Origin of the sequence: Sphingobacterium alimentarium (assembly GCF_004342685.1) — a bacterium.
Taxonomy (GTDB): Bacteria; Bacteroidota; Bacteroidia; order Sphingobacteriales; family Sphingobacteriaceae; genus Sphingobacterium; species Sphingobacterium alimentarium.
Genome location: NZ_SMBZ01000042.1, coordinates 1 through 18,381 on the forward strand (window position 1 = coordinate 1; position 18,381 = coordinate 18,381).

Below are 18,381 nucleotides of genomic sequence, written 5' to 3' on the forward strand. Positions count from 1 at the left end.
TTAAGCCCGCCCGAGCCGATGGTATTGCCGTAACAGGTGGGAGAGTAGGTCGGTGCCTTCTTTTATTAAAACTAAAGCCTTATCACAACAACGTGTGGTAAGGCTTTTTTTATGCTCGATAATGAAGTTCTCCTTTCACAGCGCAAAACTATTACCTCTTGTTCAGCACCAAGTCCCGCTCCTGCGGATTCAGCTTGCTTAACATATATTGTTTAATACCGCTACTTTCTATTTAAATTTTTACCGCTATTTTATTCGAAATTATATTTCTTTTAATGAAATAATAAGTTATTATTTTTTTTGTTTTATTATTAGTTAAACTAGTGTCAACCTATTGATCAAATTCTTGATCTCAAATACGCGTTTGATCTAAGAATTTGGGCTTCTTAAATCAGCATATCTGTTACTATAATAGAAAGAAATTGTAATTATATTAATTTGCGAAAAGGGTGCGTAAATTTACGCAACCGTTTTCGTTTCAAAATCCCGTGTCTTCAATAGCTAAAAGCCTTTCTATATATCAAAATTCTATATGTACTTGTTATAGAAAGTTTTCAATCTTTTAATACATAACATAATTGGTTAACCATTACAACCCTAAAAAATACTATATGTTTAGAAAATTTTTTGTGCTGGCATCTTTGCTGATATGCAAAGACGCGGTGTAAGCAAAGCCAACTTTTTCCGTTAGGGAAGTTGCTAATTTTCGATATGTACTGCAAACAGACACGATCGAAGAGAAGGGACTTACAGAAGGGGGGGGGTAAAAAATTTTCGAAATATTCGAAAAACTATCGGCTCGGTAGATACTATTGATTTCCCAGAAAGTGCATATTAAACCATTTACAAATCTCGCTGATTTTGTGAAAGGTGAAATGGGAGGGTGTATATACAACAGCCTTCCAATGAAGCAGGATCGATGCAAAATATTATCATTCGAGGTGCAAGCACGCCGGTGTTTAGTAATGAAGATGTCAATAATGTCAGAGCAGCAATCTTCGTGAATGGTGTACTTATGACTTCATCGCACAATTTTGCTTATGAGACGAAATTGTACAAATATAATCGTATTGGTCCAGAGACGGATTTTTTAAATTTTGTGGATATCAGTGCTATCGAAAGTATTGAAGTGGTCAAAGATCCAACTCGTTTAGCTTTATTGGGGCCTCTTGCTGCCAATGGTGCTATCCTTATTACTACTTTAGGAGGTAAATCTGGCAATAGAGAGATATCGGTAAATAGTTATTACGGTATTAATCAAAAGCCTTCAATTACTCCTGTGAATGGACAAGTATGAAAATTTATTTAGACAGCCCCAATGCTAAACTGCGGGCCCTCTGGAAGGTACGATGTTGATTAAAAGCCGAACTACATTGTTCAAAAAGACATTGAAAATGAGCTATTATGCTTTTTTGGGAAGTTTTTTTTTAAGGTCTTTTACAGACTCGTCACTTCGTTGAAGGACAAGTCGCTGGTGATCATCGATTACCCACTCTACGATTTCGCCTTGTTGAAATTCAATAGCTTGAGCAACTGCAGCTGGAAAGTTAACATACCATTGTTCACTTTTAGCACGCTTAATAACTTGAACTTTCGTTGGATATCCCATATCTAGTTGTTTAACTAGATATAAAGTTATATAAAAAGTGCGATAAGTTTTAATTTATCGCACTTTTTTTTTAAATATCTAGTAAATAGCCAAATTCAAGTAGGTCTAATCTCTAAGAGATTAGACCTTTTTTTATTGGTAGAAATGTATAATTGGGATAGTTTTTGTGCGCCAAATCTCCTTCGGAAGGTTATTATATCTACATTTTTACATCTTGATTCCATTAAATAGCTTTATCTTGTATTTCCGTCTGTTGGGCACATTTTATCTAAACTTATGAGCAGAAAAGCCGTTATATTTTTAAGCATAGGATTACTATTAGTAATAGGACTCGTAACCTATAGAATTATTACGAATTCAAAAAAAGACGAAGAAAACAAATCCGCTGGAGGTGGAAGTCGAGGCGGAGGTAGTAAAGTATACGGTCGTGTCGTACAAGGACAGCCATTTGCGGATTATTTATCTTTAAGTGGATCTATTGAGGCAAATGAAGTGGTAGAGCTGCATTCGGAAGTATCGGGTATCGTCGAAACCTTAAATTTCCAGGAAGGTAGCCAAGTCTCGGCAGGTCAAGTACTATTGCGGATCAATGATTCGGAACTCCGTGCACAATTGGCGCAGGCGCGTACCAGAGCAGAGCTCGCTAGTGAGAATGCGCGACGAGCAAAACTACTGTTAGAAAAAGAAGCCATCAGTCAAGAAGAATATGAAATTGCATCAGCGGATTTTCGTACGTCAGAATCGCAAATACAGCTTATCAATGCACAATTAAGTAAAACGCTCGTTCGAGCGCCATTTTCGGGAAAAATAGGTTTGCGCAATATCTCCAAAGGAAGTTACATCACTCCGGCGACCGTTATCGCTAATCTTGCCAATACAGCTCAGATGAAACTATTGTTTTCTGTTCCAGAACGCTATGCGTACATGGTTAGCAAAGGAAATCAGGTCGAGTTTTCAATCCAAGGTGATGAGCAGAAATTTACAGCATCTATCTATGCTATTGAGCCTGTGATAGAAGCCAATACACGTTCATTAATCGTCAAAGCAATAAGCAAGGGAGGAAGTAACAAATTAATACCTGGAACTTTTGCCAACGTAACTTTCCCTTTAGAAACGGTTTCTAATGGATTGTTAGTGCCGGCAGAATCTTTGATACCGATTCAAAATGGTAAGAAAATATTTGTATTGCGCGATGGCAAAGCCAAGGAAGTTATTGTAGAAACTGGCGGCCGTACGGATGCCGATGTGCTTATCACCAAGGGTCTCAGCGAAGGTGACACCATCTTAACTTCAGGCGTGATGTCCTTGCGTGATGGTTCACCTGTTCAAGTTACTTTACGTTAATCCACAGAAAAATGAGTTTATCCACCCTTAGTATAAAACGTCCCGTTCTGACCATCGTCATGAACTTGATGCTGATATTATTCGGAATCATTGGCTATACGTTTTTAGGTGTACGTGAATTTCCTTCTATCGATCCCGCACAAATTTCGGTGCGGACGAGTTATGCCGGTGCCAATCCCGATATTATTGAATCCCAGATTACAGAACCTCTCGAAAAAGCGATCAATTCTATCGATGGTATTCGAAATATCACATCGACCAGTTCGCAAGGTTCGAGTAATATCAATATAGAATTTAATCTGACCAAAGATTTAGAAGCAGCAGCCAATGATGTACGTGATAAAGTTTCGCAGGCGATGCGGAGCTTACCACAGGACATCGATGCAGCACCGGTAGTTTCCAAAGCGGATGCCGATTCAGAACCTATTATTTCGATGACGCTGCAAAGCCGTACACAGAATGTATTGGAACTGTCGGACTACGCCGAAAATGTGGTAGCCCAACGTCTTCAAACCATTCCGGGAGTCAGTTCGGTGCAAATATGGGGACAGCGAAAGTATGCCATGCGACTTTGGATAGATCCAGCGAAGTTGGCTTCTTACGGTGTCACTGTGATGGACGTTCGGAATGCTTTGAACGCTCAAAATGTCGAATTGCCTTCCGGAAAATTGACAGGTGCGAATACCGAATTGACCGTAAAAACTATTGGTAATTTATCGAACGAAGAGCAATTCAATAATATCATCATTCGTGCAGATCAGACGAAAGTCGTAAAATTTGGAGATATCGGTAATGCGGCGCTCGAAGCCGAAAATTTCGAGACTAAAATGTCAGACTCCGGATATCCAATGGTCAGTCTGGCCGTGATACCACAGCCCGGTACCAATTATCTGGAAATAGCCAATGGATTCTACAAAGAATTTGACAAGCTCGAATCCGATTTGCCCGAAGGATATGAAATGAACATCGCTATCGACAACACGCAATTTGTCAAAAAATCAGTACTTGAAGTAGTCGAAACATTGATTATTGCGATCATTTTGGTTGTCATTATTATTTATATATTCTTCCGAAATTGGTCTATAGCCTTCCGTCCACTGATAGATATTCCGGTATCCTTGATAGCAACGTTTTTTATTATGTATCTGTGCGGATTCTCTATCAATGTATTGACCCTATTAGCCATTGTATTAGCGACCGGGTTGGTAGTAGATGATGGGATCGTGGTGACAGAAAATATTTTCAAGAAGGTAGAAGAGGGAATGTCTCCTATTGAGGCAGCCATCAAAGGGTCGAATGAAATTTTCTTTGCGGTAATTTCCATATCCGTTACCTTGGCGGCAGTTTTCTTACCTGTAATCTTTTTAGAAGGATTTGTGGGCCGATTATTCCGAGAATTTGGAGTCGTCATTGGAGCCGCCGTGCTCATATCCGCCTTTGTTTCGCTGACGCTAACCCCTATGTTGAATGCTTATTTGATGAAAGGTGGCGAGCAGAAGAAAAGTAGATTCTATGAGAAGACGGAGAAGTATTTCGTAGCGATGAATACCGAATACGCAAACGCTTTGAAAAGTTTCCTACGTTTCAAATGGTTAAGTTTTGCTATTCTCTTGGGGTGTTTTGGATTGATATACTTATTTTTTCAGTTATTGCCAAAGGAAACAGCACCGTATGATGACCGTAGTTATATCAGTCTACGTGTAACAGCTCCAGAGGGTGTATCTTATGATTACATGGATAAATTTATGACAGACCTTACCATGCTCATCAATGATTCGGTACCAGAGAAAAAAGTAAGTTTGGTGATCACATCTCCAGGTTTTGGTTCTTCGTCGGTGAATAGTGGATTTGTACGTTTAGGATTAGTGAATACGGACGAAAGAACACGCACGCAGCAAGAGATAGCTAATGATCTGACACGTCTGACACGCTCGTCCTCTGAAGCTCGGGTTTCAGTATCGCAGCAACCGACGATTGCGGTGAATAGAAGAGGAGGATTACCAATTCAGTACATCATTCAGGCACCGAACTTCCAGCAGTTGGAAGAGAAGATTCCAGAATTTATGGAAGAACTATCTCAAGATCCTACATTTTCGATTACGGATGTCAATTTAAAATTCAATAAGCCTGAAATATATGTGACTATTGATAGAGAGAAGGCACAATCATTAGGGGTTTCTGTCTTGGATGTAGCACAGACCTTGCAGATGTCCTTGTCAGGCCAACGTTTTGGCTATTTTATGATGAATGGCAAGCAATATCAAGTAATGGGACAGTTTGATCGTAAAGATAGGGCCACACCCAACGATTTAGCTTCTATCTATGTAAGAAATAACACAGGCGAACTTATACAGCTGAGCAATATTGTAGAATTGGAAGAGCGAAGCAGTCCTCCACAGCTATTTCACAATAATCGCTACATGTCTGCAACCGTATCTGCTGGTCTTGCGCCGGGTAGAAGCATGGGTGAGGGGATAGACGCGATGGAAAGAATACGTGAAAAAGTGTTAGATGAATCCTTCACAACAGATTTGGGCGGTGAGTCGCGCGATTTTGTAGAGAGTGGTTCCAACACGATGTTTGCATTTGGCCTCGCCGTGTTACTCATATTCTTGATTTTGGCTGCGCAGTTTGAAAGTTTTACCGATCCGATTATCATTATCATCACGGTGCCGCTTGCGGTAGCTGGGGCGTTATTCTCGTTGTGGTTGTTCGGTCAGACCTGGAATATTTTTAGCCAGATTGGAACGATTATGTTAATTGGTTTGGTCACCAAAAATGGTATTTTGATTGTTGAGTTTGCGAATCAATTACGCGAAGAAGGCAAGGAAAAATATACCGCGGTTGTGGAAGCTGCAGAAGCCAGATTAAGACCTATTTTGATGACATCTTTGGCCATTGCATTTGGTGCGTTGCCGATTGCATTGTCTCTAGGTGCTGCATCGACAAGCCGTATCGGAATGGGGGTTGTTATTGTCGGCGGAACGATGTTCTCTTTAATCCTTACATTATTTGTCATCCCGGCATTTTATCTGATGATGTCGCGCGAAAGAAAACACAGACCTGAATTTGATAATATAGAAGATTAGTATGAGAAGAAGGGTAATTCAACTAGTAAGCTGTTTTTTACTATGTACACATATAAGTATTGCACAAAAGCTATTGACCGTAAAGGAGGCTATTGCAATTGCTTTGGAGAATAATTACGATATCAAGTTGTTTCAGAATAACCTGAAAGTAGCGCAGCAGAATGTAACTCCAGGAAATGCGGGGATGCTTCCTACTGTTACGGGTAATTTTACACAAAATAATAGTGTTTCGAACTCCAATCAGACACAGGCTACGGGCGAAGTTCGTTCATTGGACAATGCGAAAAACAATAGCTTAAATTATGGCGTAAGTGTCGGCTGGACTGTTTTTGATGGTTTAGGAATGTTTTCACGTTATGAGACATTGAAAGAATTGCAAAAGCAAGGAGAAGTCGAGTTGCAGCGTTCGGTAGTGACCCGCATTTCGGATGTAATCTCTACCTATTATACCATTGTCGAGCAGCAGAATCTCCTTATGGCGATCGACACGAGCATTGAAATATCTCGCGAACGCTTGCGAACATCTGAGAACAGATTTTCCATCGGAAAAGCCTCTCGATTAGAAGTTTTGAATGTTCAAGTCAATCTAAATACCGACGAATCTAATCGCATCAAACAAGCGAATACGGTAAAAAATCTTAAGATAGCACTCAACAACCTATTGGCGCGCGACTTGCAACAAGAATTTAGCGTCGTGGAAGAGGTGAATATTGACGAAACACTGAAGTTAGGCGATATGCTGGAATTGGCGAAAGCCAATAATCCGGATCTTATCTTAATCAGCATCAATCGTAGATTGGCCGAATTGGATGAAAAGACCATCCGAGCGAACCGCTATCCAACGGTACGACTGAATGGAGGCTATAATTTTAGTGAATCAGAATCCAGTCTTGGTTTCGTGGCGCAATCTCAATCCCGTGGATTGACCTATGGCGTCACTGCTTCAGTTAATATCTTTGATGGTTTTAATCAACGCCGCAATGAGCGCATTGCTAAGTTGCGTATCGAGAACGCTGATTTGCAAATCGCGCAAACGAATCTGCAAATAGAAACCGAAATCTCTCAGGCTTACAATGTGTACAGAACTAACCTTGCACTCGTCGATATAGAAGAAAGAAACGAACAAATAGCACGACAAAACCTGAATATTACATTAGAAAAATACAAAATCGGTACACTGAGTGCTGTCGAATTTAGGGATGCACAAGAAAATTTTATCAATGCCGTGTCTAGATTTAATGCAGCAAAAACCCAAGCTAAATTATCCGAAACATTATTGATGGAATTGATCGGTAAGATTGAGTTGTAAATTGTGGTGTGCAATCGAATTCGTAAAATTGGACAAACGTTTGCGTTTGAGAATCATTTTATAATCTGATGATTATAAATTATAATTGTTAAAGATAATACGAAGAACATTATCGCATAACCATGAAAACCTGCACAAAAATCAACAATATTGGTTTTCTTGAAATTGACTGTTTAGTTTGTTTTAATATAGGTGATTTTTAAGAGGGCGTAATGCCCTCTTAATTTACAAGAAGATTAATAAATCGAAATTTTATGAGTACAAATAGAAGAGATTTTCTAAAAAAGGCATCCCTGTTGTCTGCTACAGCTATAAGCTTGCCCGCTTTGCATGTCAATGCGGCAGCGGCTCCGCGTTTTAATATGTCTGGATACGCAGCACCCAAGATTGATAAAGTACGTGTGGCTTTTGTCGGATTGGGAAATAGAGGTACAGGCGCCGTAGATAGGTTTACATATTTAGAAGGCACCGAAATTGTTGCTGTATGTGATAAGCACGCAGATAGAGTGACAAAACATCAAAATACCGTAGTAGGTCGTGGCTTGAAGAAGCCTGCTGGTTTCTCAGGCGATGATGGCTGGAAGGATATGTTAAAATCCGTGAAGATTGATTTATTATACATCTGTACACCATGGGATTTTCATACGGAGATGAGCATCGAAGGGATGAAAGCTGGTGCACATGTGGCTTGTGAAGTACCTATCGGGTTGACGGTAGAAGATTGCTGGAAAGTAGTTCGTGTGTCTGAAGAGACAAAAAAACATTGTATGATGTTGGAGAACTGCTGTTATGATTTCTTCGAATTGCAAACTTTAAACATGGCTAGAGCAGGTGTGTTTGGTGAGTTGGTTCATGCTGAAGGTGCTTATATTCACGATTTATTGGATTTGAATTTCAGCAAAACGTATTACGATGATTTCTGGAGATTGAAAGAAAATATCCGTTTCCACGGTAACTTATATCCTACACATGGTATCGGTCCGGTAGCGCAGTGTTTGAATGTCAACCGCGGTGACGTGATGACTTCCTTGGTGAATGTCGCTTCGAATGATTTCCAAATGGGCGAAGAGGCAAAACGCTTAGCCAAAGACGATCCTGCGACATATGGACAATTTGTAGGTGCAGAATACCGTGGCAATATGAATACAACGCTTATACGTACGCAAAAAGGCAAAACCATCATGATCCAACATGATGTGACATCCCCTCGTCCGTATTCACGTATACATATGTTGAGTGGTACTCAAGGTTTCTGTGAGAAATATCCTAAGATTGGTATAAGCCTTAAATCCCACCAAAAAGGACATAGCTTCCTTCCTGAAGAGGAAATGAACAAATTGCGGGATCAATATACACCTGAAATTGTGAAATTCATTGGTGAGCAGGCTAAGAAAGTAGGTGGTCACGGCGGTATGGACTTTATGATGGACTGGAGATTAATTGACTGTTTGCGCAATGGATTGGCTTTAGATCAAGATGTGTACGATGCGGCAGCTTGGAGTGCGATTGTACCATTAAGTGTCGAATCGACCAAAAAAGGAAAAACATTAGAGTTCCCTGATTTTACGCAAGGAGCTTGGATTTCCAACAAGCCAGTAGAACTTACGCTTAAAGGTGGTGGTAATACATGTATCCGCGCTAAAAAAGACGGTAAAGGAAATCAATTAAACGTGTAAATTGGTAAATGCAATAAATATTAAGGCTTCAGATGAATATCTTGAAGCCTTTTCTTATTTTAGAGAACATAGTACTTCAATCGTTATGAGAATTTCCTATTTAGCCGCCTGCACCTTATTCCTTTCCTGTCAGATTGCTTTCCAAGATTCACAACATGGTGTGAACAAGGGAGATACCTGTATGATGGACAATGTACCAACGCGCAATGTTTCTCCCGTATCACCCGAATTTTATAGCGGTAAAGATTCTGTAAAGATGGTTTTTGTGCAGGGAAGAAAATTTACGATAGGCACTTCTTATTTTGAAGATGCGGCGCCTGAAAGGGAAGTGGAGGTCAGTTCTTTCTATATGGATGAGCACGAAGTGACCAATGCACAGTTTCGGAGATTTGTCGAAGAAACCAACTATGTCACCGTAGCTGAAAGGCCTTTGAATTCGAAAGATTTTCCAGGTGTAGATCCAAACATGCTGCAAGCCGGCTCTGCGGTATTTGTGGGGGATAGGCAAACACAAAATTTAGATAATCATTTGTCCTGGTGGGAATATATGCCGGGCGCGAACTGGAGGCATCCAGAAGGCCCCAAAAGTGATCTAAAAGGACGTGAAAATCATCCTGTAGTACACATAGCCTATGAAGATGCAGAAGCCTATGCCAAATGGGCGGGAAAGCGACTACCTACAGAGGCCGAATGGGAATTAGCAGCTAAAGCGAATACGCATAAAGATGAAGCATTTTATTGGGGAAATGAACTCAAAAAGGATGGTAAATGGATGGCAAATACGTATCAAGGTGCATTCCCAAAAAGCAACGCAAAACTAGATGGATTTAGTGGAACAGCACCTGTTAAATCCTTTCCTGCAAATGCTTTGGGTATCTATGATATGGTCGGTAATGTATGGGAATGGTGTTCAGACTACTACCGCTCGGGGTATGATCAGAACGACTCCAACAAAAATCCTAAAGGACCATCGGATTCCCACGATCCGCAAGAACCGAGATTAGTCAAACGCGTACAGCGGGGCGGTTCTTTTCTTTGCGTAGACAATTATTGCGAACGCTACAAAGCAGGCGGTAGAGGCAAAGGTGAAATCAATAGCCCAACCAATAATGTTGGTTTTCGCTGTGTAAAAGATGTGTAGGAGTAAAAAACTAATCTCGAACATCGTCATTTCGACGCAAGGAGAAATCTAAACAAGAGCCGGAGGTAGAGATTAGCTCTAAAAAATTCTGCATTGATATAGCTTGAAAAATAACAAACCTCGTTTGAAAGGGCTTAAACGAGATCAATATTTTATACTTTCTTAGAATATTGGAGTTGTGTAGCAGTTACCCATGTTAGGTGACGTTATAATTCGTGCAGTCTTATTTTTATATAATTTTCAATTTCAATCGGATTAATTTTTTTGAATGGCTTATTATATTCTTCTTCAAACTCGAATTTTGAAAATCGAATAATTGATTCTAAATGGCTATTGCGTTTGTCAAATTGTGCAATGTCTCGTAATATGTCAAAATATGCTCTTTAGGCAATTCGTCCACCAATAAACGGAAAATCACATTTAGACTTAACGTTCTTCAGAACCAAAATTGTAATTGAGAGGTTGTTTCATAAAGTTGTGCATAACGTTATTATATACACAATATAATGCTATTTCTTAGAGTTGTAAGTATGTTTATAACTTTCTAAAAATTATAATCTTGAAACTTTCGGTTTTATTACGTTTGTCAAATAAAGACTAAGTAAGTGATATTATCTTTATTAAAATTGCTCAGTATATTTTACAACAAAAACCTCTATAAAATAAAAAAACTCCCTTGCATATACATGCGAGGGAGTTCCTGTTATACTATTTCTTGATAGCTTATTGCGCGTTCAAGAACATTGATTTTTTAGATACTAAATCTCTAAAGTAAGGATCTTGTAAATCTTTGATAAAGCGGATAGCTTCACCTGTAGATTTCATCTCAGGACCTAATTGCTTATCAACTTCTGGGAATTTAGAGAACGAGAATACAGGTTCTTTGATAGCCCATCCAGTCAATTTACGCTCGATAGTAAAATCTTTTAATTTATTCACACCCAGCATTACTTTCGTAGCAATATTGATGTAAGGTACATCGTACGCTTTAGCGATGAAAGGAACTGTACGTGATGCACGAGGGTTTGCCTCGATTACGTATACATTTTCACCTTTGATAGCAAACTGAATATTCAAAAGACCTTTTACATCCAATGCTTTTGCTAATTTAATCGAATATTCTTCCATTTTAGCTTGAACATTTTGTGATAAGCTGAATGGAGGTAATACTGCATAAGAGTCACCGGAGTGAATACCTGCTGGCTCAATGTGCTCCATCATACCGATGATGTGTACATCTTCACCATCACAGATCGAATCCGACTCAGCTTCTTCAGCGCGGTCTAAGAAATGGTCAATTAAGATTTGGTTACCAGGAAGATTTTTCAATAAGTTTACTACAGCTTTTTCTAAATCTTCGTCGTTGATAACGATGCTCATACCTTGACCACCTAATACATACGATGGACGAACCAATACCGGGTAACCTACTTCGTTCGCAACTTTGATTGCTTCTTCAGCTGAAGTTGCTACACCGTATTTCGGGTAAGGAATATCTAATTCTTTCAATAGATCAGAGAAGCTCCCACGATCTTCAGCCAAGTCCATATTACTGAATGAAGTTCCGATAATCTTCACACCTAGCGCTTCTAGTCTGTCAGCCATTTTAAGTGCTGTCTGACCGCCTAATTGTACGATTACACCTTCTGGTTTTTCTAATTCGATAATTTCACGTACGTGCTCCCAGAATACAGGCTCGAAGTATAACTTGTCCGCCATATTGAAATCTGTAGAAACAGTCTCTGGGTTACAGTTCACCATGATAGCTTCGTAACCAGATTCTTTTGCTGCTAACAAACCATGTACACAAGAGTAATCGAATTCGATACCTTGACCAATACGGTTAGGACCAGAACCCAAAACGATGATTTTCTTTTTATCCGATACGATTGATTCGTTTTCTTCTTCGAAAGTAGAGTAGTAGTAAGGTGTTTGTGCAGGGAATTCAGCAGCACATGTGTCTACCATTTTGTACACACGGTTGATGCCTAATTCCTTACGACGATCGTATACCTGATCTTCTGTTACATTACCCAATAACCAAGCGATTTGTTGATCCGAATATCCTTTTTGTTTCAAAGTCATGAAGAAGTCGCGTGGAATATTTGATAATTGATATCTTTTTAATTCAGTTTCTAATTGAACCAATTCTTGAATCTGAACTAAGTACCATTTGTCAATGTTTGTTGCTTTACGGATAGATTCCAAAGGAACGCCCAATTCGAAAGCATCTTTGATATGGAAAAGACGATCTGCACTTGGGTGCTCCAAGCTGTACATGATCTCTTCTAAATTGCGTGATTGACGACCGTCAGCACCTAGACCAGCACGACCTGTTTCTAGCGACTGCGCCGCTTTTTGTAATGCCTCGATGAAAGTACGGCCAATTGCCATTACTTCACCCACAGCTTTCATCTGAAGACCTAACTCTTTGTTTGCACCCTTGAATTTATCAAAGTTGAAACGAGGAACTTTTACAATAACGTAATCTAAAGTAGGCTCGAAGTATGCAGAAGTAGTTTTAGTAATTTGATTTTGCAACTCATCCAAGTTGTAACCGATAGCCAATTTAGCAGCGATTTTCGCGATAGGGTAACCTGTAGCTTTGGATGCTAATGCTGAAGAACGTGATACACGTGGATTGATCTCAATCGCGATGATATCTTCGTTTTCCGGATTCACTGAGAATTGTACGTTACAACCACCAGCGAAGTTACCGATCGAACGCATCATCTTGATCGCTTGATTACGCATGTCTTGGTAACATTTGTCTGATAATGTCATGCCTGGCGCTACTGTAATCGAGTCTCCAGTGTGGATACCCATAGGGTCAAAGTTTTCGATTGTACAGATGATGATTACGTTATCATTTTTGTCACGTAACAATTCCAATTCGAATTCTTTCCAACCTAATACAGCTTGCTCTACCAATACTTCGTGCGTAGGAGAAGCGTGAAGACCACGGTTTAATGCCGCATCAAAATCTTCTTTCTTGTGCACAAAACCACCACCTGTACCCGCTAATGTGTACGATGGACGAATTACCAATGGAAATCCAATTTCTTGTGCTGCTTCTTTACCTTCTAAGAAAGAGTTAGCGATTTTGGATGGCGCCACACCCACACCGATATCAATCATTAGTTGACGGAATTCTTCGCGGTTTTCCGTTTTTTCGATTGCTGCTACATCAACACCAATAACCTGAACATTATATTTTTCCCAAAGTCCGCGTTCTGATGCCTCAATACACAAGTTCAACGCAGTCTGACCACCCATAGTTGGTAATACCGCATCAATCTGTTGTTCTTGAAGAATTTGCTCAATACTCTCGCAAGTAAGGGGTAATAAATAAACGTTGTCTGCAACAACCGGGTCAGTCATAATAGTTGCAGGGTTAGAGTTGATTATCGAAACCTTGATGCCTTCTTCTTTTAAAGATAAAGCAGCTTGAGATCCTGAGTAATCAAATTCACACGCTTGTCCGATAACAATAGGACCAGAACCTATGATTAAAACGGAGTTAATGGAGGTGTTTCTAGGCATTATTTATTAAATCAAAAAGTTTAAATATACAATTTGTTGCTATTGCAAAGCGGAAGAAATGCCTTTATAGAGAAGAGTATTCCGACTGCTTTGTCGGAGTGCAAAGTTATATATTTTATTTTAATTATATAAGATTCTTCGGCTAAAACTTCAATTTATTTTATAAACATACCCTTGCTATTCAAAATCAATAGTATAAAGAATAAAACCTCAAATTACTCTTCTTCATCCACGATATCGATACTTGCTTTGGTTTTGAATTCTAGTCTGAAATAGGGATATATATTATCATCGTGTATGCAGCGCATGCCACCCAGATTTCTGAAACTTTTGACACTGGCGTAAGGGAGGGGTTGCCAATTATCACAGGTCCCAAATACGGATAATAAAAAATTCAGGTCATCGCCTTCTATTTTTGTCACCATGCCGTATATATATTCATTTTCTTGTGTTGCCTCACTTGCTGAAGAAATACTATCTAATAATTTCTTTGCCATAATTATAATTTGTTAGGTTACCATGTGCTTCTTTGACTTTGAGTTGGATTTTCTGCTATAATTTCCTCGAATACTATTTTCTTATTATAATGATATGTTCTAGTTAACGATGCTGTTGGCGTATATTGACATAGTCAAATTCCACATCATTTATTTTTGTTTTGATGGACATGGTATTGTATTGCCATTCGGCATGAAATCCCATGTCATCCGCATCAAAATGCCTCGTTTCTTTTGCATAAAGGTTGTTCATTATTAAATCAAGATATTTCGCCTCGAAGGCTTTATCTTTAGTTAGAATGTTTGGCAACTTTCTATCTTGCAAGGTGATTGGATATTCTGGTGTTAAAAACTTCAATGTATTATTAGGTCTAAGCTCCAAATAGATGTTTGCAAAATCAAATTCGTCACTATTTTTAACCTTAGATTTTGCAGAATGCAATGTCACCATGGTAATGGTAGAATCCGCTGATTTAATATTTTTGTTAATTTGATATATACCTAGTCGCACTCCTTTGCCTATATCTTTAATAAGGTCGATGGAATCTTGTTTCTTGCGACTATAGTAAAATCTATGGTCATCTATGAAGTACAAATATAAACTATCTACTTTCTCGCTCTTATCCGTCAATTGAGATGCTGTATATCTGAATAAGTTTGTTCGTGCATATTTGATCTGATTTTTGTACATATTCAATTGGTAATAACCTTTATTAGTTCTATTTAAAGAAGAATTGGTCAAGGATGCTTGTAAGCGCAAATACTCATCATATGGAAAATGTGGCATATATGATTTACAAGCGTACATACTCATCCCAATGGTAATAGTCAATACCAAGAGTTTGAATAATCTGTGCCGCATATTATTTTTCATCTTATTTGATAATGGGGTTGATACCTAAGGTTAGCATTGTTTCTTTATTTGCGTAGGTCAAATGACGTGGGTAGCCAAAGAAATCATGAATCTTATCTTGAATGTCAAAATTCGTCCGTCCGATAAAGCTGATGCCTGCGCTGTACTCATTCCAATTAACCTTTAATGTAGTCAATGAATTATTGAACAGTAAGTTGTAAAAGTTATTGTCATCCGCATTCGGAATCATTAATATATTGGCTAATCGATAACCATCTTGCACATCATAGGTAAATCTATCAAAATTATACTCTATCGAGAACTCATTCAGTGTGGCCGTGGTGTTGTTGGGGTTGAATGAATGCGTAAATGACCACCACCTGTCCAAAACCTATCGTAATTGTCACCAACCAATTTGCCCAGAGTACCATCGTTATAAAAACCAAAAGATAACCAAGGTGTATTGAAGCCCACGAAGCCTACTTGCTGGTTTCTATTGTGCGAATTAATAATAAAATTAGTGCCATAAGAAACGGAGTAATGCTTCAAGTCGTAGTTTGAATAGGCCGTCATTTGATTGAAATGTTTGATCGGGTGTAAGTGCCTATTGTGTGGTTGAAACTCATCACCAAACTCAATATTCCCGATTAGGGAATTAATAAAATCTAATTCTACTTTCCTGTGCTTCTCGATGGACTCACCATTTTTATCTCTGTATATGTATTCATTCAGGATGTTTGTTCCTAATCCATTTGCGTAAATATTTATGGCGGATTGTAACATGAGTGATGCCGGAATATCATCCTTGCGTATAGCGGTGCCGATACTTATTCCAAGCGTGAAATGATTAGTAGGAGAGCCACTTAAATTCGCAGAACATTTCAATCCTATATTGAAATCAAGGTTGGTTTTATGGGGTTGAGATTTTACGAAGTCGGAAGAATAAACATAAAAAGAACAACGCCGATAAGTAAATTGGGTCTCCACCTCAGTAAGAAGATGGAACTGTTCATAATTAATTATTGTTATTTGAGGGAGATTTGGTTAATCTTTATTTAAATTCAATAATTAAATTTTGAAATATGCAAATAAAAAAGGTCAAACTTTTCGCAGTTTGACCTTAATTTTAAAAGTTTTTCTAAATCTATCTATTTTAAATGTGTATCAAAATATTTGGCTATTTTATTATACATATGCACTCTGTCTTTTCCACGTACATTGTGTTCATGAGAAGGATATAAGAAATAGTCTACTTCTATTCCTTTTTTAATGCATTGCTCTATAAAATCCATGCTGTGCTGCTGTACGACCACAGGATCCTGCGCACCATGAATGATCAGTAGATTGCCTTTGAGTTGATCGGCTTTGTTGAGTAAGGAAGTTTTTGCGTAGCCATCAGGATTCTCTTGAGGCGTGTCCATATAACGTTCGCCGTACATCACCTCATAATACTTCCAATCCATTACCGGTCCTCCGGCTACACCTGCTTTGAAAGTGCTATTGTGTTTTGTCATTAAGGAAGTAGTCATAAAACCACCATAGCTCCATCCAAAAATTCCCATATTATCTTTATCCACATAGGGTAGAGATTTTAAATAATCAATTCCCACAAGTTGATCGGCAATCTCGTTCTCACCCAAATTGCGGTGTGTCACCCGCGTAAAGTCTCTTCCTCGCGCATCTGAGCCTCGGTTGTCCAGCGTGAATACCAAATATCCATTTTGAGCCATATACAGATCAAAATAGCCTACACCACCTAACCAGCGGTCGGTAATCATCTGTGCATGTGAACCGCCGTATAAATATACCATAACTGGATATTTTTTGGAGCTGTCAAAATTTGTTGGATAGGTAATACGCGCATTCAGAGGCGTTTTTCCGTCAGGTGATAAAAATTCTTTGAATTCAATTTTTGGTAAATTGATTTTACCAGTAAACGGATTTTCAGCTTCCAAGATTGATTTAGCTTTTCCATTTTTGGTGTCGATAACTTGAATCAGATTGGGCATGCTGAGATTACTGTATTGATCCAATACATATTTGCCGGTAGGGCTGATAGAGGCATTATGTACCCCATTCGAAGTAGTAAGTTGTTTGGTCTTCCCTGATTTAATGTCCACTTCATACAGATGGCGCTCAAGCCCCTTGTTGCTGGCGCCTATGTAATACGCTTTGCTATGATTAGCGTTGAAGCCCTTTAAGCTGGTAACGATTACATCTTGGTATCCCAAATGTTTAATCAGTTGGCCATTGGTGTCGTACAGATACAGTTGGTTGTAACCATCTTTGTCGGTTTGATACAAGAATTGATTCTTATTATTCGGTAAGAATTGTAAATCGTGCTGCGGTTCGACCCAGCTAGATGATTTTTCCTCAAACAATGTCTTTACGTACACTCCGGTTTTAGCATTGTATTGATTTAGTTTAAGATGATCCTGACCACGATTCAGGACGCCAACATATACGAATTCATTGGATGGATCCCACGTTACACTTGTGAGATATTGTTCTTTTGGTTCTCCTGTTTGCAGCGTGACATATTCCTTACTCTCGGTATTGAAAACAACAAGCGATACCTCTTCTGATTTCATACCTGCCATCGGATATCGGATATTGTGTACGCTGGCTACGCGTGAATCCCATTGTGGTACTGGGTATTTGCTTACCATGGACTCATCCTTGCGGTAATAGAGTAGGTTTTTACCATTTGGCGACCACCACATTCCAGTATGGATACCAAATTCTTGGCGATGGGTGTTTTCGCTGCCGTTGACTATGCCGTCGACTGTATCCTTGGTCACATGAATGACTTGACCATTATCTGTAAGGATTTCAATATTGTTGCTGACTAAATAAGCGGTATGAACGTTATGTGCGCTATTCTTTAAGTTGTTTGGCGTAGATTTCAGGACTGTGGCTGCTTTGCTTTCTGTATTATAGGAAATATCGAACAGGTTCTTTTTACTGGAAATCTGAAATTTAATGGACTGATTGTCTAGCCATTCATAATTCGAAGGAAAACTTCGTAAGGTGAATTTTCGGAAGGCAAGACCTTTTCTAAGGCTACTTTTATGTCGTCCAATTTAGCAATTACTTTCTCGTTCCAATCACTGTTTGCACTACGTGCTAGGAGTTGCTGATAAGTAGGGTCGAGATGTGTGAAAGTATCTGAATTCGTAGCCCATTGCATGCCCAAGAGCGTCTTTGGGGCAAACTGGCCGGGGCCGAAAACTGTTTCTTCGATAGTAAATTGTCGCTGTGCATAGACAGTCGAACTACTCAAAAGAAAAAGTAAGACTAATTTTTTCATATTATGGAAA

At 39.0% G+C, this 18,381-nt stretch carries 14 protein-coding genes; 6 read left to right on the forward strand and 8 right to left on the reverse strand.

Annotated elements, in window-relative coordinates; translation table 11 throughout:
• The first annotated feature begins 883 nt into the window (after positions 1–883).
• Positions 884–1,297, forward strand: a complete 414-nt coding sequence (locus EDC17_RS13205; protein WP_132778532.1) for a TonB-dependent receptor plug domain-containing protein — start codon at positions 884–886, stop codon at positions 1,295–1,297.
• Between the two features lie 105 nt (positions 1,298–1,402).
• On the opposite strand, the gene EDC17_RS13210 is transcribed toward EDC17_RS13205, so the two are convergent.
• Positions 1,403–1,609 (reverse strand): hypothetical protein, encoded by a 207-nt coding sequence (locus EDC17_RS13210; protein WP_132778533.1) that lies wholly within the window; start codon positions 1,607–1,609, stop codon positions 1,403–1,405.
• A gap of 276 nt (positions 1,610–1,885) precedes the next feature.
• On the opposite strand from EDC17_RS13210, the gene EDC17_RS13215 reads away from it, so the two are divergent.
• The 5 genes from EDC17_RS13215 to EDC17_RS13235 all read left to right on the forward strand — a co-directional run bounded on the left by EDC17_RS13215 (position 1,886) and on the right by EDC17_RS13235 (position 10,168).
• Complete coding sequence (locus EDC17_RS13215) at positions 1,886–2,953, forward strand: efflux RND transporter periplasmic adaptor subunit (RefSeq protein WP_132778534.1); 1,068 nt, start codon at positions 1,886–1,888, stop codon at positions 2,951–2,953.
• Positions 2,954–2,964: 11 nt separating this feature from the next.
• Positions 2,965–6,042, forward strand: coding sequence for an efflux RND transporter permease subunit (locus tag EDC17_RS13220; protein WP_132778535.1), 3,078 nt, complete (start codon positions 2,965–2,967; stop codon positions 6,040–6,042).
• Between the two features lies 1 nt (position 6,043).
• Positions 6,044–7,351 carry a TolC family protein gene (locus EDC17_RS13225; protein ID WP_132778536.1) on the forward strand — a complete coding sequence of 436 codons (1,308 nt, stop codon included), beginning with the start codon at positions 6,044–6,046 and terminating at the stop codon, positions 7,349–7,351.
• 254 nt (positions 7,352–7,605) lie between these two features.
• A complete protein-coding gene (locus tag EDC17_RS13230; protein WP_132778537.1) occupies positions 7,606–9,027 on the forward strand; it encodes a Gfo/Idh/MocA family protein in 1,422 nt (473 codons plus the stop codon).
• A gap of 85 nt (positions 9,028–9,112) precedes the next feature.
• Complete coding sequence (locus EDC17_RS13235; protein WP_132778538.1) at positions 9,113–10,168, forward strand: formylglycine-generating enzyme family protein; 1,056 nt, start codon at positions 9,113–9,115, stop codon at positions 10,166–10,168.
• A 723-nt stretch (positions 10,169–10,891) separates the two neighbouring features.
• Here the strand turns inward: EDC17_RS13235 and carB are convergent.
• The 7 genes from carB to EDC17_RS17315 form a co-directional block, all read right to left on the reverse strand.
• A complete protein-coding gene (carB, locus tag EDC17_RS13240; RefSeq protein ID WP_132778539.1) occupies positions 10,892–13,711 on the reverse strand; it encodes a carbamoyl-phosphate synthase large subunit in 2,820 nt (939 codons plus the stop codon).
• Positions 13,712–13,926: 215 nt separating this feature from the next.
• Entirely contained in the window at positions 13,927–14,208 is a 282-nt protein-coding gene (locus tag EDC17_RS13245; RefSeq protein ID WP_132778540.1) for a hypothetical protein, read from the reverse strand.
• A 103-nt stretch (positions 14,209–14,311) separates the two neighbouring features.
• Entirely contained in the window at positions 14,312–15,070 is a 759-nt protein-coding gene (locus EDC17_RS13250) for a hypothetical protein (protein ID WP_132778541.1), read from the reverse strand.
• A 13-nt stretch (positions 15,071–15,083) separates the two neighbouring features.
• Positions 15,084–15,449, reverse strand: coding sequence for a hypothetical protein (locus EDC17_RS13255; protein ID WP_132778542.1), 366 nt, complete (start codon positions 15,447–15,449; stop codon positions 15,084–15,086).
• On the reverse strand, positions 15,389–15,946 hold the full coding sequence (locus EDC17_RS13260; RefSeq protein ID WP_132778543.1) for a polymorphic toxin type 23 domain-containing protein: 558 nt from the start codon (positions 15,944–15,946) through the stop codon (positions 15,389–15,391). The genes EDC17_RS13255 and EDC17_RS13260 overlap by 61 nt, the downstream gene beginning before the upstream one ends.
• Positions 15,947–16,209: 263 nt before the next feature.
• Complete coding sequence (locus EDC17_RS13265) at positions 16,210–18,144, reverse strand: S9 family peptidase (RefSeq protein WP_317126061.1); 1,935 nt, start codon at positions 18,142–18,144, stop codon at positions 16,210–16,212.
• Positions 18,057–18,371 carry a hypothetical protein gene (locus EDC17_RS17315; protein ID WP_243646153.1) on the reverse strand — a complete coding sequence of 105 codons (315 nt, stop codon included), beginning with the start codon at positions 18,369–18,371 and terminating at the stop codon, positions 18,057–18,059. The genes EDC17_RS13265 and EDC17_RS17315 overlap by 88 nt, the downstream gene beginning before the upstream one ends.
• Positions 18,372–18,381: the final 10 nt, after the last annotated feature.

Excerpts from the sequence above, each read along its gene's own strand:
- carB (WP_132778539.1), bottom strand. The coding sequence starts at position 13,711 with ATGCCTAGAAACACCTCCATTAACTCCGTTTTAATCATAGGTTCTGGT.
- EDC17_RS13235 (WP_132778538.1), top strand. The coding sequence starts at position 9,113 with ATGAGAATTTCCTATTTAGCCGCCTGCACCTTATTCCTTTCCTGTCAG.
- EDC17_RS13220 (WP_132778535.1), top strand. The coding sequence starts at position 2,965 with ATGAGTTTATCCACCCTTAGTATAAAACGTCCCGTTCTGACCATCGTC.
- EDC17_RS13230 (WP_132778537.1), top strand. The coding sequence starts at position 7,606 with ATGAGTACAAATAGAAGAGATTTTCTAAAAAAGGCATCCCTGTTGTCT.
- EDC17_RS17315 (WP_243646153.1), bottom strand. The coding sequence starts at position 18,371 with ATGAAAAAATTAGTCTTACTTTTTCTTTTGAGTAGTTCGACTGTCTAT.
- EDC17_RS13215 (WP_132778534.1), top strand. The coding sequence starts at position 1,886 with ATGAGCAGAAAAGCCGTTATATTTTTAAGCATAGGATTACTATTAGTA.
- EDC17_RS13245 (WP_132778540.1), bottom strand. The coding sequence starts at position 14,208 with ATGGCAAAGAAATTATTAGATAGTATTTCTTCAGCAAGTGAGGCAACA.
- EDC17_RS13250 (WP_132778541.1), bottom strand. The coding sequence starts at position 15,070 with ATGCGGCACAGATTATTCAAACTCTTGGTATTGACTATTACCATTGGG.
- EDC17_RS13210 (WP_132778533.1), bottom strand. The coding sequence starts at position 1,609 with ATGGGATATCCAACGAAAGTTCAAGTTATTAAGCGTGCTAAAAGTGAA.
- EDC17_RS13225 (WP_132778536.1), top strand. The coding sequence starts at position 6,044 with ATGAGAAGAAGGGTAATTCAACTAGTAAGCTGTTTTTTACTATGTACA.